Genomic DNA, 13,141 nt, shown 5'->3' with positions numbered 1-13,141 from the left:
CAACACCTCCGGGTACGAGAACACCTCCGGGTACGACAACACCTCCGGGTACGAGAACTCAGCCGCCGCGGCCGTCGACCCGGCCGAGGTCCGGGCCGCCGCTGCCCGGCCGTTCCGGCTCCGCCCGGTCCCCGAGGACGTCCCGCCCACCGACGCGCCCGGCCAACCGCCGACCGCCACCGGTACCGGGCCGGCCCCCGCACCCGCCACGAGCGGGAGCGAGCGGCTGGTCCGCACCCCGCCCGCGCCCGTACCGACGAGCGCACCCCCGTACGCGGCCCGCCGATCCGCACCCGCCCCGGTGACCCCGGCCGCTCTGGCCGAGGAGGTCCGGCAGCCGGACCGCACGGCGGTGCTGCCGCAGCGCGTCCCCGCCGAGCCGGACGTGCCCGTCGTGCCGGAGCCGCCAGCCGTGGAGCCCCCCGCCGAGACCCCGGAGCTCGCCCGCATCGCTACCCACCTTCGTCGTGACGACGAGCCGGCCCCGCCGCGGGAGCGGCCCGAGGGATTCGACGTCAACGCCATCCTCGACGCCGTAAGGGGCGTCGCCGGGGTGCGGGACGCGGCCCTGCGCCGCACTCCGGCCGGCGCGCACAGCCTGCGGCTCGACCTTGCCGACGGTGCCGACCCCGCCGAGGTCAGTCGGCAGGTTGCCCGCCTGCTCCAGGATCGGATGGGGCTGGCCGCCGCCCCACAGAACCTCCCAGGGATGCCGAGCACCCCGCCGCCGGTTCGTCGTCGTTCCGCCGAGGCGCGTCCCGACCTCCGGGGCTCCGACCCCCGGCCCGCCGACCGGCGGGGGGCCGACCCTCGGGGAGCCGGCGCCAGGGTGCCGGAGGCCCGCCCGCCCGCGGACGCGCCGCCGCCCCGGGCCGACCGTCGCGCCGACCCGGCGGGAGAGCCGCTGCGCCGGCGTCGCCAGGCGACCGCGCACCGGGGCCGGGCCGCCGTCGAGGAGCCGGGCCAGGTCACGGCCGCCCCGGCCGGCGTGGCGACGGGCAGCCCGGCGACGCTCGGCTCCTCGTACTCCGGCGGGCAGATGACCACGACGGAGACCGCGCCGTCGCGACCGCTGGACACCGGCGGCGCGCCGGGGCCCCGCGTGGTGATCGACCACGTCCAGGTCAGCACGTTCGGCCTCGACGCGAACGTCGAGGTCCGCCTTCTCAGCGACGGGGAGACCGCGTCCGGGTACGCGACGGGGCCCGCCGTCGACGGCTACGTGCTGCGGCTCTGCGCGGTGGCCGCCGCGGCGGCGGTGGACCAGCTGCTGCGTGGCGGCGAGCAGGAGCCCGACCGGGGGCGGTGCTTCGTCGAGCACGCGGCGGTGGTGCCGTTCGGCAACTGCGAGGTGGCCACGGTCGTGGTGCTGCTGGTCTGCGACGGCTGGGTCGAGCAGCTCGCCGGCTCGGCGCTGGTGGCCGGCGATCCCCGGCAGGCCGTCGTCCGGGCCACCCTGGCGGCGGTCAACCGGCGGCTTGAGGCGCTGCTGGCCTGATCCGCGGCGGAGCCGCCCGTCGGCAGGGAAGCCGCCCCTTCCGGGCGGGGCGCCGGTCCGGAGCGCGGGCGAGCCGTCGTCGGCACGGGCAGACTTGGTGGCATGAAAGCCGCCATCCTCGGGCCGGACCATCACCTCCCCCCACACGGGACCCCACCGCCGTGGCCTGGTCGGGAGGTACGCCTCGACGGCTCCATCACCTACGTCCGGGACACCCCGGCCACCGCCCCGGGGGCCGAGCCGGCGCTCTACGTGCACGGCCTCGGCGGGTCCTCGCAGAACTGGACCGACCTGGCCGGGCTGCTCGCCGACCGGTTCGACGGCCAGGCCATCGACCTGCCGGGATTCGGGCGCAGCGAGCCGAGCCGCCGCTACACGGTCCCCGCCTTCGCCGGGCACGTGGTCCGCTGGATCGAGCACTCGGGTCGGGGCCCGGTGCACCTGGTCGGCAACTCGCTGGGCGGGGCGATCTCGGTACGGGTGGCGGCGCTGCGACCGGACCTGGTATCCACGCTGACGCTGATCTCCCCGGCGCTGCCGTTCCTGGACTTCCGCCGCTCGTTGCAGGGCCGGATGCTGCCCCTGCTGGCCGTCCCGCGCGGGGAGCGGCTCGTCGGCTGGCAGTTGGCCAGGCTGGACCCGAAGGTGATGGCGCAGCAGGTGATGGAGTCCTGCGTGGCCGACCTGACCCGGATCAGCGAGCAGCGCCGGCAGGAGGCGCTGGAGGAGATCCTGGTGCGGTACCAGGCCGCGCACTACGCGTCCGTGTACGTCCGCACCTTCCGCGGCCTGGTCTCCAGCTTCCTGCGTTCGTACCTGCCGGGGCCGGACTCGCTGTGGCGGCTCGCGGCGGCGGTGCGGGCGCCGACGCTGGTGATTGGCGGGTCCGAGGACCGGCTGGTCGACGTGCGGGTGGCGCCGCAGGCCGCCCGGGTGATCCCGGACAGCCGGCTGCTGATGCTGCGCGGCGTCGGGCACGTGGCCCAACTGGAGGTGCCCCGTACGGTGGCCCGCGCGGTGCTCGGGCTGCTCGCCGAATCGGAGGAGTCCGTGACGCGGCGTGACATGGCATCCTGACCGGGATGCCCGGATTCCTGCCTTGCCGCGCTTCCCGCCCGGATTCTTCTTCCGCAGCCCGCGCCGCCCGGCGGCGTACCCTGCTGTCCCTGGCCGCCCTCGCCGCCTGCGTGCTGGCCGGCGTGGTCCTGATGACGGCCCGGTCCCCGGTCGGCGGCGGGCCCCCGGCCGACATGGCGGCCTTGGCCGTGGACCAGGTGGCCCCGGGGGTCGGCGTGGCCGCGCCCTCGTCGCCGGGCGTCGAGGGTTCCCCGCCGGCCGTTCCCGGCGGCCCGGCGGCGCTGGGCGGCAGCCCCCCGCCGGAGTCCGGCGTGCCCCCGGTGCTGCGGATTCCGGGCCCCGTGCCGTCGGCGGGCGGGGGTGGTTTTCGGTACGACGACCGCCCCGGCGAGGTGCTCGGCGCGGCCGGTCGGCTGCGCCGCTACCGGGTGGCGGTGGAGCGGGAGTCGGGGGAGAACGCCCGCGACTTCGGCGCTGCGGTCCAGGAGGCGCTGGCCGGGCCGGGCAGTTGGGTGGACGGCGGACGGCTGCGGTTGCAGCGGGTGCCGGCTTCGGCCCGGCACGACTTCACGGTCTACCTGGCCACGGCGCGCACGGCGGGGCAAATGTGCGCAGCCGGCGGGGTCGACATCCGGGTGGGCGGTCGGCCGTACACCTCCTGCCGGGCACCCGGGAAGGTGATCATCAACCTGGACCGTTGGCGGTTGTCGGTGCCGCACTTCGTCGCGGCCGAGGTGCCGCTGCGCGTCTACCGGACGTACGTGGTGAACCACGAGGTCGGGCACGAGTTGGGCCACCGCCACGAGCGGTGCCCGAAGCGGGGCCGGCCCGCGCCGGTGATGATGCAGCAGACCCTGTTCCTGAACGGTTGCGTTGCCAACCCGTGGCCGTACCGGGACGGTCGCCGTTACGCCGGCCCGCCGCTGTGACCCGGGCAGATAGCGACGGGAGAAGCGAAGACTTCTCATGCTAAAGGCGGGAAAGGCGCTGTTTGGCCCGGTTCGTCTGTCAGGCTGACCAGGTGACCTCCCTCTCCCCTGTGGGGGCATCCCGCTCGGGGCCGCCGGGCCCGCGCCGGGTGCGCCAGCATCCGCGTACGGCCCTCGGTGGCCTGGCCGCGCTGGTGGCGGTTGCCGCCGCCGCGCTCCTGGTCCTCGGCGCGGTGCCACCGTCGGGGCCGGCGCAGACCGGCGTGCCAATCGGCCAGGGCGCCGGCGGGGGCGACCGGAACCCCGCGCCCGGTCGGGACGACCGGGACACCTCGGCTCAGGACGAACAGGACGGTCGGGGCGAGCAGGGTCGGCCGGGTCGCTGGCCGACCAGCGGGCCCGGTCGGTTCACGGCGGCGGCCGGGGAGTCGCCGATCCAGGGCGCGGGCGGGCCGGTGCGCCGTTACCGGGTGCTCGTCGAGCGGGACAGCGGCCAGGACGCGGACGCCGTCGCCGCCGTGGTCGACGAGGCGCTGGGCGACCCGCGTAGCTGGATTGCCTCCGGTGAGCTGCGGGTGCAGCGGGTGGCGAGCGCGGCCGACGCCGACTTCACCGTCTACCTGGCCACCCCGGTCACCTCCGAGCGGATGTGCGCGCTCGGCGGGCTGAGCACCGAGCGGTACACCTCCTGCCGCCTGCCCGGACAGGTGATCATCAACCTGGCCCGGTGGATGGAGGCGGTCCCGGACTACGGCGCGTCGCTGGCCGTCTACCGCGCGTACGTGGTCAACCACGAGGTCGGGCACGAGTTCGGCGAGCTGCACGAGTCCTGCCCGGGGCCCGGCGAGCCCGCGCCGGTGATGCAGCAGCAGACGTACGGCCTCGACGGCTGCGTCGCCAACCCCTGGCCCTACCTGGACGGCGCCAGGTACGCCGGGGAGCCGACAGCGGGCACCTGAGATATTCCCGCTCCCGCATGTCGGGCGGGTGTCCCTGCTCATGGCCGATCGACGTCCCGGCGAGCGACAATGGCTCGTTCACCCACGCCGATCCCGGGGAGTCCACCGTGTCGTTGCCCCCGCTCGTCGAGCCCGCCGCCGAGCTGACCGTTGACGAGATCCGCCGCTACTCCCGCCATCTGATCATCCCCGACGTGGGGGTCGAGGGGCAGAAGCGGCTGAAGAACGCCCGGGTGCTCTGCGTGGGCGCCGGCGGCCTCGGCTCGCCGGCCCTGATGTACCTGGCCGCCGCGGGCGTCGGGACGCTGGGCATCATCGACTTCGACACCGTCGACGAGTCCAACCTCCAGCGGCAGATCATCCACGGCGTCTCCGACATCGGCCGGTCCAAGGCCGAGTCCGCCGCCGCGTCGATCCGCGAGATCAACCCGCTGGTCGACGTGGAGATCCACAACACCGCGCTGGACCGGGACAACGTGCGGGAGATCTTCTCCACCTACGACCTGATCGTCGACGGCACCGACAACTTCGCCACCCGGTACATGGTCAACGACGCGGCGGTGCTGCTCGGCAAGCCGTACGTCTGGGGGTCTATCTACCGGTTCGACGGCCAGGCGTCGGTGTTCTGGGCCGAGCACGGCCCCTGCTACCGCTGCCTCTACCCGGAGCCCCCGCCGCCCGGGATGGTCCCGTCCTGCGCCGAGGGCGGCGTGCTCGGCGTGCTCTGCGCGTCGATCGGCTCGATCCAGGTCAACGAGGCGATCAAGCTGCTCGCCGGTATCGGCGAGCCGCTGGTCGGCCGGCTGATGGTCTACGACGCCCTGGAGATGAGCTACCGCAAGATCAAGGTTCGGAAGGACCCGAACTGCGTGCTCTGCGGCGAGAACCCGACGGTCACCGACCTGCTGGAGGACTACGAGGACTTCTGCGGCGCGGTCTCCGAGGAGGCCCAGGAGGCGGTCGTCGACGCGACCATCACCGCGGCCGAGCTGAAGGAGTGGCAGGACGCCGGCAAGGACATCTTCCTCGTCGACGTCCGCGAGCCCGCCGAGTACGAGATCGTCCGGATCCCCGGCGCGACGCTCATCCCCAAGGGCGAGATCATCTCCGGCGAGGCGCTGGCGAAGCTGCCGCAGGACAAGCAGATCGTGCTGCACTGCAAGTCCGGCGTCCGCTCCGCCGAGGCGCTCGCCGCCCTCAAGGCAGCCGGCTTCCGCGACGCGGTGCACGTCCAGGGGGGCGTCCTGTCCTGGATCAAGCAGATCGATCCCTCCCTCCCCGCGTACTGAGTGCAAGGAAGGGCCCCTTCTCAACGCTTCCGGTAGAGAAGGGGCCCCCTTTCACACCTGCTCGCCCACTGTCGCTAGGCCGACCATCCGAGGCGTGATCGCGTCCGCGCCGGTAGCGTTCCTGCCGTGGTCGACTTGAACGCCGCGATCGGGTTCGTGGTGGCGCACGGTGACACGGTGGAACGAGCCCGACTGTCGTGGCTGCGGGCCGGCACGGTGCCGTCGCCCGAGCTGCTCGACAGCGCCGAGGCGGGGCAGATTCCCGGCGGCGGCTGGCCGGCCATGTGGGGCGGCGACGTCGCCTCGGTCGACGCCACCTGCTTCCGCCTCGCCGAGCTGGACGACCTCGGCGCCCTCGGCCGTCCGGCCGCCCGCCGGGCGCTGGACTGGCTGGCGTCGAGGCAGCAGGCCGACGGTGGCTGGGAGGAGGACGCCGCCCTCGCCGACGACGCCCCCTGGTGGGCCCGCCCGGGCGACCCCGAGGCACGCCTCTACCTGACCGCCACCGTCACCTTCTGGCTGACCGTCGCCGGTCTGGACGCGCGGGCCGCCGGGCCCCGCCAGACGGCACCGCCGACGGCGTGGGCTAGCCCACCGCCGGCCGATCACCGGGCCGGCGGCGCGCTCGACCGGGCCGCCGGCGACGCGTACGCGGGCGTCGTGCACGCCGCCGCCCAGGCCCTCGCGGGGCAACTCCAGCCGGATGGCACCTTCCCCTCCTACCTGGCCGTCGGCTGGCTGAGCGCGGCGGTCTTCCACCAGCAGGAGCTCTTCTACGAGTCGGCCCGGATCCAGGTGGCGCTTACCGACCGGATGCCGAAGCTCTCCCCGGCCAACGCCGCCTCGCTGGCCGCCGCCCTGCGCCGGGTCGGCGTCGACGAGCAGCACTGGACTCTGGTCGCGGCACGCCGCCGGCTGGCCGAGACCCAGCGCAGCGACGGCGGCTGGGAGAGCGACGACGGCCACCAGTTCGACGTGCACACCACCCTGGCCGCGATCCGCGCCTGCCGCTGACCCACCCCCGGCTCCCGCCGCTCCCTCAGCCCCGGCGCAGCGGAGTGAGAAGGGAACCCCTCTCCACCGTAGGCGTTAACAAGGGGCCCCTCCTTACCCCCGCAGGTGCCCGTCCCCGGTGACGACGTACTTCGTCGACGTCAGCTCCGGCAGGCCCATCGGCCCCCGGGCGTGCAGCTTCTGCGTCGAGATGCCGATCTCCGCGCCGAAGCCGAACTCGCCGCCGTCGGTGAACCGGGTCGAGGCGTTCACCATCACCGCCGCCGCGTCCACCCGGGCCACGAACTCCCGGGCCGCCGCCTGCGAGTCGGTGACGATCGCCTCGGTGTGCCCGGTGCCGTACCTGCGGATGTGCGCGACCGCCGCGTCGAGCGAGTCGACGACGGCGACCGAGATGTCCGCCGACAGGTACTCGGTGGCGAAGTCCTCGTCGGTCGCCGGGACCACCGAGGAGGAGTACGCGCAGACCTCCGGTGAGCCGTGCACGGTCACCCCGGCCTCGGCGAACGCGGCCAGCACCGCCGGCAGGAACGCGTCCGCGACCGAGGCGTGGACCAGCAGCGACTCGGCGGTGTTGCAGGTGGACAGGCGCTGGGTCTTCGCGTTCAGGGTGATCGCCACGGCCTTGGCGAGGTCGGCGGCGGCGTCGACGTACACGTGGCAGTTGCCCACCCCCGTCTCGATCACCGGCACCGTCGACTCCTCGACCACGGTGCGGATCAGCGACGCCCCACCGCGCGGGATCAGCACGTCGACCAGGCCGCGCGCCCGCATCAGCTCCTTGACCGAGTCGCGGGAGCCGGCGTCGAGGAGCTGCACCGCGTCCGCCGGCAGGCCCGCGCCGGCCACCGCGTCGCGCAGCACCGCGACCAGGGCGGTGTTGGAGTTCGCCGCCGAGCCAGAGCCACGCAGCAGCGCCGCGTTGCCCGACTTCAGGCAGATCCCGGCGGCGTCCACGGTCACGTTGGGGCGGGCCTCGTAGATGATCCCGACCACCCCGAACGGCACCCGGACCTGCCGCAGTTCCAGCCCGTTGGGCAGGGTCGAACCGCGCACCACCTCGCCCACCGGGTCGGGCAGCGCGGCCATCTCGCGCAGCGCGTCGGCGATGCCGGCCACCCGGGGAGCGTCGAGGGCGAGCCGGTCCAGCACGGCCGCGCTCAGCCCGGCCGCGCGCCCGGCCGCCAGGTCCGCCGCGTTCGCGGTCAGGATCTCGGGGGTACGCGCGACCAGCGCGTCGGCCATCGCCACCAGCGCGGCGTCCTTGGCGGTACGGGTGGCGACCGCCAGGGCCTCCGCTGCGCCCCGGGCCCGCCGGGCCTGCTCGACGACGCTCATCCTGCTCACTCCTTCGGTGTTAGGAAGGGGCCCCTGTACAACAGCATGCGTTGACAGGGGGCCCCTGCTTACAGCAGCACCAGGTCGTCGCGGTGGACGACCTCACGTTCGTACGCCGGGCCGAGCGCCGCCGCCAGTTCGCCGGTGGAGCGGCCGAGCAGCCCGGGCAGCTCGACGGCGTCGTAGTTGACCAGACCCCGGGCCACCGGCGCGCCCCCGCCGTCGACCAGGTCGACCGGGTCGCCCGCGGTGAACGCCCCGTCGACGGCGGTGATCCCGGCCGGCAGCAGCGACTTGCGCCGCCCCACGACGGCGGCCACCGCGCCCGCGTCGAGGTGCAGCCGGCCGCGCGGGGTGGTGGCGTGGGCCAGCCAGAACAGCCGGGCGGCGGGGCGTCGCCGCTCGGCGTGGAACAGGGTGCCGACCTCCTCGCCGGCCAGCGCGGCGGCGGCCAGCGGCGCGGCGGTGAGCACCACGGGAATGCCGAAGCCGGTGGCGATCCGGGCCGCCTCGACCTTGGTGACCATGCCGCCGGTGCCGACGCCGGCCCGGCCGGCCCCGCCGACCTGGACGTCGGCCAGGTCCCGCTCGTCGCGGACGTCGGTGATCCGGGTGGAGCCGGGCCGGGCCGGGTCGCCGGTCCAGAGGGCGTCGACGTCGGAGAGGAGCACCAGCAGCTCGGCGTGGACCAGCGCGGCGACGAGGGCGGCGAGCCGGTCGTTGTCGCCGAACCGGATCTCCTCGGTGGCCACCGTGTCGTTCTCGTTGACGATCGGCACGGCCCGCAGGTCGAGCAGCTTGCGCAGGGTCCGGTACGCGTTGCGGTAGTGCGCCCGTCGGGTCACGTCGTCGACGGTGAGCAACACCTGCCCGACGGTGAGGCCGTGCCGGGCGAAGCCGGCCGCGTACCGGCCGATCAGCAGGCCCTGGCCGACGCTGGCGGCGGCCTGCTGGGTGGCCAGGTCGCGCGGGCGGCGGCTGAGCCCGAGCGGGGCCAGCCCGGCGGCGATCGCGCCCGAGGAGACCAGCACCACCTCGCGGCCGTCGGCGGCGAGCCGGGCGAGGGTGTCGACCAGCGCGTCGACGCGGGCGTCGTCGAGGCCGCCGGACGCCGTGGTCAGCGAGGACGAGCCGATCTTGACGACGACCCGTCGGGCCGAGGTGACTGCAACGCGCACCCGCCCATTCTGCGCGGTCGGGTCGGCGGGCCCTGGCGGCGTTCCCATATCGTGGCAGCTCGTGACTTTTGAGGAGTACGTCGAGGCGGTGCTGGAGCTCGTCGAGCGCATCCCACCGGGCCGGGTGATGTCGTACGGGGCGGTCGCCGACGCGCTGGCCGAGCGCTCCGGGCGGGCGTCGGCGCGGCTGGTTGGCTCGATCATGGCCCGGCACGGGGGCGGGGTGCCGTGGCACCGGGTGGTGACCTCGGCGGGCCGGCTGCCGCCCGGTCACGAGGTCGAGGCGCGGGCCCGGCTGCGCGCCGAGGGCACGCCGTTGCGTCCCGCCGGGGTGGACATGCCGGCGGCGGCCTGGTCGCCGGAAGAGGGGATGTGACCCTGACCATAGCGTGAGTAGCATTCGGCGTCATGACGCTGCCGCCGGCCGGACCCGGTACGCCGCCTGAGGCCCAGGCACCGGCGACCGGCGCGGCCCAGGCACCGGCGACCGGCACGGGCGAGGCCGCCCAGACCGGCGCGGGCGAGGCCGCCCCGGCTACCGGGCACCAGGTGCCGCCGCCCGCCGACGGTCATGTCCTACCCCGTCGGGTGCACCTCGGCTACGCGCTCGGCTCCCTGGTCACCGGGGCCTTCGGCACCGTGCCGGGGCTGCTGCTCCTGCCGTACCTGACCGACACGCTCGGCGTCGCCGCCGGGGTGGCCGCCCTGCTGGTGCTCCTGCCGAAGGCGTGGGACGTGCTGGTCAACCCCGTCGCCGGGCGGATCTCCGATCGCACCAGGTCGCGCTGGGGAGCCCGCCGGCCGTACCTGCTGCTCGGCGGGCTCGCCCTCGCCGCGCTGTTCGCCGCGATCTTCGCCGCCCCGCTCGGCGCCGCCCCGGCCGCCGGGGCGTACGTCGCCGTCGCGTTCCTGGCCACCGCGACCGCGTTCGCCTTCTTCCAGGTCCCGTACGTGGCGATGCCGGCCGAGCTGACCGACGACTACGCGGAACGTACCCGGCTGATGAGCTGGCGGATCGCGGTGCTGGCGGTGGCCATCCTGGTCTCCGGCGCGGTGGCCCCGGCCGTGGTGGCCGCCGGCGGCGACGGCGTCGCCGGGCACCGCTGGATGGGCCTGTTCGTCGCCGTGCTGATCGCCCTCGGCGCCCTCGGCGCGTTCCTCGGCACCCGGGACGCGCCCACCGGCACGGTCGGCGAGAGCGAGCCGACGCTGCGTGCCCAGCTCGCCGTCGCCGCCCGCAACCGGCCGTTCCGGGCGCTGCTGGTCTGCTTCGTGGTCCAGTCCGCCGGGGTGGCGACCATCCTGGCCGGGGTCAGCTACTTCGCCGACCAGGTGCTGCGCGACCCGACCACCGGCCCGACCCTGCTCTTCGCCTGCTTCGTCGGGCCGGCGCTGCTGGTGATGCCGCTGTGGACCCGGGTCGGGGCGCGGGTCGGCAAGCGGGCCGCCCTGGTCGCCGCGTCGGCGCTGCTCACGGCGGGGGCCGCCGGCCTGGTCGCCGCGCCGGTGCTGCCGGCCGTCGCGGTCTACCTCGTGGTCGCGGTGATCGGCGTCGGGTACGCCGGCCAGCAGGTCTTCGCGCTGGCCATGCTGCCGGACTGCATCGCGTACGACACGGCACGCACCGGCCGCCGGCAGGCCGGCGTGTTCACCGGCCTGTGGACGGCGGGGGAGACCCTCGGCCTCGCCCTCGGCCCGGGCGTCTACGGCCTGGTGCTCCAGCTCAGCGGGTACGTCTCCTCCGACACCGGCACGGCGGCCACCCAGTCCGCCGCCGCCCGCCTCGGCGTCCTGCTGGGTTTCACGGTTCTGCCGGCCCTGCTGGTCGGCCCGCCCCTGCTCCTGCTGCGCCACTACACCCTCACCCGGGACGATCTGTTGACCGCCGCCGCCACCGGCCACCACGAGAAGGGCGTCACCGCCGCATGAACGACGACGAGGACATCGGCCGGGCGCTGCCGGAGCGCGGACTGCCCGCCGAGCGGGTGCTCGGCGACGTCCGGGCGCTGCGCAAGGGGGACCGGCCCACGCACGGGGGGCGGCTCTTCGCGTACGTCTACGACCCCGCCGTGCCCGGCCTGGACGAGCTGGCCGCCGCCGCCCACGCCGAGTGCGCCCACGTCAACGGGCTCGACCCGACCGCCTTCCCGTCCCTGTTGGCGATGGAGAACGCGCTGGTCGGGGCGGCGTCCCGGCTGCTCGGCGGTGGCACCGGCACGACCGCCCCGGACGTCGTCGGCAGCGTCACCAGCGGCGGGACCGAGTCGCTGATCCTCGCCGTGAAGGCCGCCCGCGACGCCCGGCCCGACATCACCGCGCCCCGGATCGCCGTCCCGGTGACCGCCCACGCGGCGTTCGCCAAGGCGGCCCACTACCTGCGGGTCACCCTCGACCCGGTGCCGGTCGACCCGGTCACGCTGCGGCCGTCCGTCGCCGCCGTGGCCGCCGCGATCGGCCCCGACACGGTGCTGGTGGCCTGCTCCGCCCCCTCGTACGCGCACGGCGTCGTCGACCCCGTCGCCGGGATCGCCTCGGTGGCCGCCGAGGCAGGGGCGCGCTGCCACGTCGACGCGTGCTTCGGCGGGTGGACCCTGCCCTGGCTGCGTCGCCTCGGCGTGCCGGTGCCGCCGTTCGACTTCGCCGTCGCCGGGGTCACCTCGATCTCCGTCGACCTGCACAAGTACGCGTACGCACCGAAGGGCGTCTCCGTGCTGCTGCACCGCGAACCGGCGCTGCGCGCCCCGCAGTTCTTCGCGTACGCGGACTGGCCCGGGTACACGATGGTCAATCCGGTGATCGCCTCGACCCGCTCCGGCGGCCCGATCGCCGCCGCGTACGCCACCCTGCGCCACCTCGGCGAGGACGGCTACCTGCGGCTCGCGGCGGCGACCCGCGACGCGGTGGTCGGGCTCGCCGACGCGGTAGGGGGCACCGGCGGGCTGCGGCTGCTGGCCGAACCCGAGTCGACGGTGGTCTGCTTCACCTCCACCGACCCGGGGCTGGACCTGTTCGTGCTGGTCGACGAGTTGACCGCGCGCGGCTGGCACACCCAGCCCCAGCTCGCGTACGGCGATCTGCCGGCCAGCGTGCACCTCACGGTGACCGCCGCGGTGGCCCCCCGGGTGGCGGAGTTCGGCCCGGACCTGGCCGACGCGGTGGCGGCGGCCCGGGCCGCCGGGCCGGTCGGGCTGCCCGCCGAGTTGGCGGCGCTCGCGGCGACGCTGAGCCCGGACGCGCTCACCCCGGAGTTGGTCGCCGGCCTGGCCGCCGCCCTCGGCCTCGGCCCGGCGGCCGGCCCCGGCGGCTCCGCGCCGGGCGCCATCGTCAACGCCCTGCTCGATGCCGCCCCGCCCGCCCTGCGGGAGCGGCTGCTGGTCGAGTTCGTCGGCCTGTTGCAACGCCCGACCTACTGAGGCGCCCCTGAGCTGCCCGCCCGGCGCGGGCGGCGGCTGTGGTTGACTGGCGCGGGAGAGAGAGGGGGCGGTCGTGCAGCTGCCGGCAGTGCTGGGAGAGCCGATCCGGTTCGTGCTGAACTGGGGCCGCCGCTACTCGCTGTGGGTGTTCAACTTCGGCCTCGCCTGCTGCGCGATCGAGTTCATCGCGACCAGCATGGGCCGGCACGACTTCATCCGGCTGGGCGTGATCCCGTTCGCCCACGGCCCGCGCCAGGCCGATCTCATGGTGGTCTCCGGCACGGTCACCGACAAGATGGCCCCGGCGATCAAGCGGCTCTACGAGCAGATGCCCGAGCCGAAGTACGTCATCTCCTTCGGCGCGTGCTCCAACTGCGGCGGCCCGTACTGGGACTCGTACTCGGTGACCAAGGGCGTCGACCAGCTCATCCCCGTCGACGTGTACG

Annotated in this window: 11 protein-coding genes and 1 pseudogene; 10 read left to right on the top strand and 2 right to left on the bottom strand. The window is 75.2% G+C overall.

Translation table 11 applies throughout. The features are described from left to right. The 6 genes and pseudogenes from E1258_RS22780 to E1258_RS22755 all read left to right on the top strand — a co-directional run. Positions 1-1,498: pseudogene (locus E1258_RS22780) on the top strand (hypothetical protein); the annotation flags it as partial. Positions 1,499-1,600: 102 nt separating this feature from the next. Continuing rightward, entirely contained in the window at positions 1,601-2,575 is a 975-nt protein-coding gene (locus E1258_RS22775) for an alpha/beta fold hydrolase (RefSeq protein ID WP_132404707.1), read from the top strand. Positions 2,576-2,580: 5 nt separating this feature from the next. Beyond that, entirely contained in the window at positions 2,581-3,504 is a 924-nt protein-coding gene (locus E1258_RS22770) for a DUF3152 domain-containing protein (RefSeq protein ID WP_371688664.1), read from the top strand. A gap of 92 nt (positions 3,505-3,596) precedes the next feature. Then, on the top strand, positions 3,597-4,463 hold the full coding sequence (locus E1258_RS22765; RefSeq protein WP_243715623.1) for a DUF3152 domain-containing protein: 867 nt from the start codon (positions 3,597-3,599) through the stop codon (positions 4,461-4,463). A 107-nt stretch (positions 4,464-4,570) separates the two neighbouring features. Then, positions 4,571-5,752, top strand: coding sequence for an adenylyltransferase/sulfurtransferase MoeZ (gene moeZ / locus E1258_RS22760; protein ID WP_132404701.1), 1,182 nt, complete (start codon positions 4,571-4,573; stop codon positions 5,750-5,752). A gap of 126 nt (positions 5,753-5,878) precedes the next feature. Beyond that, complete coding sequence (locus tag E1258_RS22755; RefSeq protein ID WP_132404699.1) at positions 5,879-6,766, top strand: prenyltransferase/squalene oxidase repeat-containing protein; 888 nt, start codon at positions 5,879-5,881, stop codon at positions 6,764-6,766. Positions 6,767-6,859: 93 nt separating this feature from the next. On the opposite strand, the gene E1258_RS22750 is transcribed toward E1258_RS22755, so the two are convergent. Together E1258_RS22750 and proB are read right to left on the bottom strand one after the other, a co-directional pair. Further along, positions 6,860-8,104, bottom strand: a complete 1,245-nt coding sequence (locus E1258_RS22750) for a glutamate-5-semialdehyde dehydrogenase (RefSeq protein ID WP_132404697.1) — start codon at positions 8,102-8,104, stop codon at positions 6,860-6,862. Positions 8,105-8,172: 68 nt separating this feature from the next. Then, positions 8,173-9,330 carry a glutamate 5-kinase gene (proB, locus tag E1258_RS22745; RefSeq protein WP_132404695.1) on the bottom strand — a complete coding sequence of 386 codons (1,158 nt, stop codon included), beginning with the start codon at positions 9,328-9,330 and terminating at the stop codon, positions 8,173-8,175. A gap of 13 nt (positions 9,331-9,343) precedes the next feature. On the opposite strand from proB, the gene E1258_RS22740 reads away from it, so the two are divergent. The 4 genes from E1258_RS22740 to E1258_RS22725 all read left to right on the top strand — a co-directional run. Next, the gene (locus tag E1258_RS22740; protein ID WP_132404693.1) at positions 9,344-9,658 is read left to right on the top strand and encodes an MGMT family protein; all 315 of its coding nucleotides are present in this window, start codon (positions 9,344-9,346) and stop codon (positions 9,656-9,658) included. Between the two features lie 32 nt (positions 9,659-9,690). Further along, complete coding sequence (locus E1258_RS22735) at positions 9,691-11,211, top strand: MFS transporter (RefSeq protein ID WP_243715622.1); 1,521 nt, start codon at positions 9,691-9,693, stop codon at positions 11,209-11,211. Next, positions 11,208-12,695, top strand: a complete 1,488-nt coding sequence (locus E1258_RS22730; protein ID WP_132404691.1) for an aminotransferase class V-fold PLP-dependent enzyme — start codon at positions 11,208-11,210, stop codon at positions 12,693-12,695. The genes E1258_RS22735 and E1258_RS22730 overlap by 4 nt, the downstream gene beginning before the upstream one ends. A gap of 73 nt (positions 12,696-12,768) precedes the next feature. After that, positions 12,769-13,141: NADH-quinone oxidoreductase subunit B (locus E1258_RS22725; RefSeq protein ID WP_132404689.1), on the top strand; the 373-nt coding region annotated here is incomplete at its 3' end.

It is taken from the genome of Micromonospora sp. KC207 (assembly GCF_004348615.1).
Classification (GTDB): domain Bacteria; phylum Actinomycetota; class Actinomycetes; order Mycobacteriales; family Micromonosporaceae; genus Micromonospora.
Note: the sequence above shows the minus strand (reverse complement) of the source record. Positions and strands in the feature narration are given on the sequence as shown.

Excerpts from the sequence above, each read along its gene's own strand:
- E1258_RS22775 (WP_132404707.1), top strand. The coding sequence starts at position 1,601 with ATGAAAGCCGCCATCCTCGGGCCGGACCATCACCTCCCCCCACACGGG.
- E1258_RS22770 (WP_371688664.1), top strand. The coding sequence starts at position 2,581 with ATGCCCGGATTCCTGCCTTGCCGCGCTTCCCGCCCGGATTCTTCTTCC.
- E1258_RS22750 (WP_132404697.1), bottom strand. The coding sequence starts at position 8,104 with ATGAGCGTCGTCGAGCAGGCCCGGCGGGCCCGGGGCGCAGCGGAGGCC.
- proB (WP_132404695.1), bottom strand. The coding sequence starts at position 9,330 with ATGGGAACGCCGCCAGGGCCCGCCGACCCGACCGCGCAGAATGGGCGG.
- E1258_RS22735 (WP_243715622.1), top strand. The coding sequence starts at position 9,691 with ATGACGCTGCCGCCGGCCGGACCCGGTACGCCGCCTGAGGCCCAGGCA.
- E1258_RS22730 (WP_132404691.1), top strand. The coding sequence starts at position 11,208 with ATGAACGACGACGAGGACATCGGCCGGGCGCTGCCGGAGCGCGGACTG.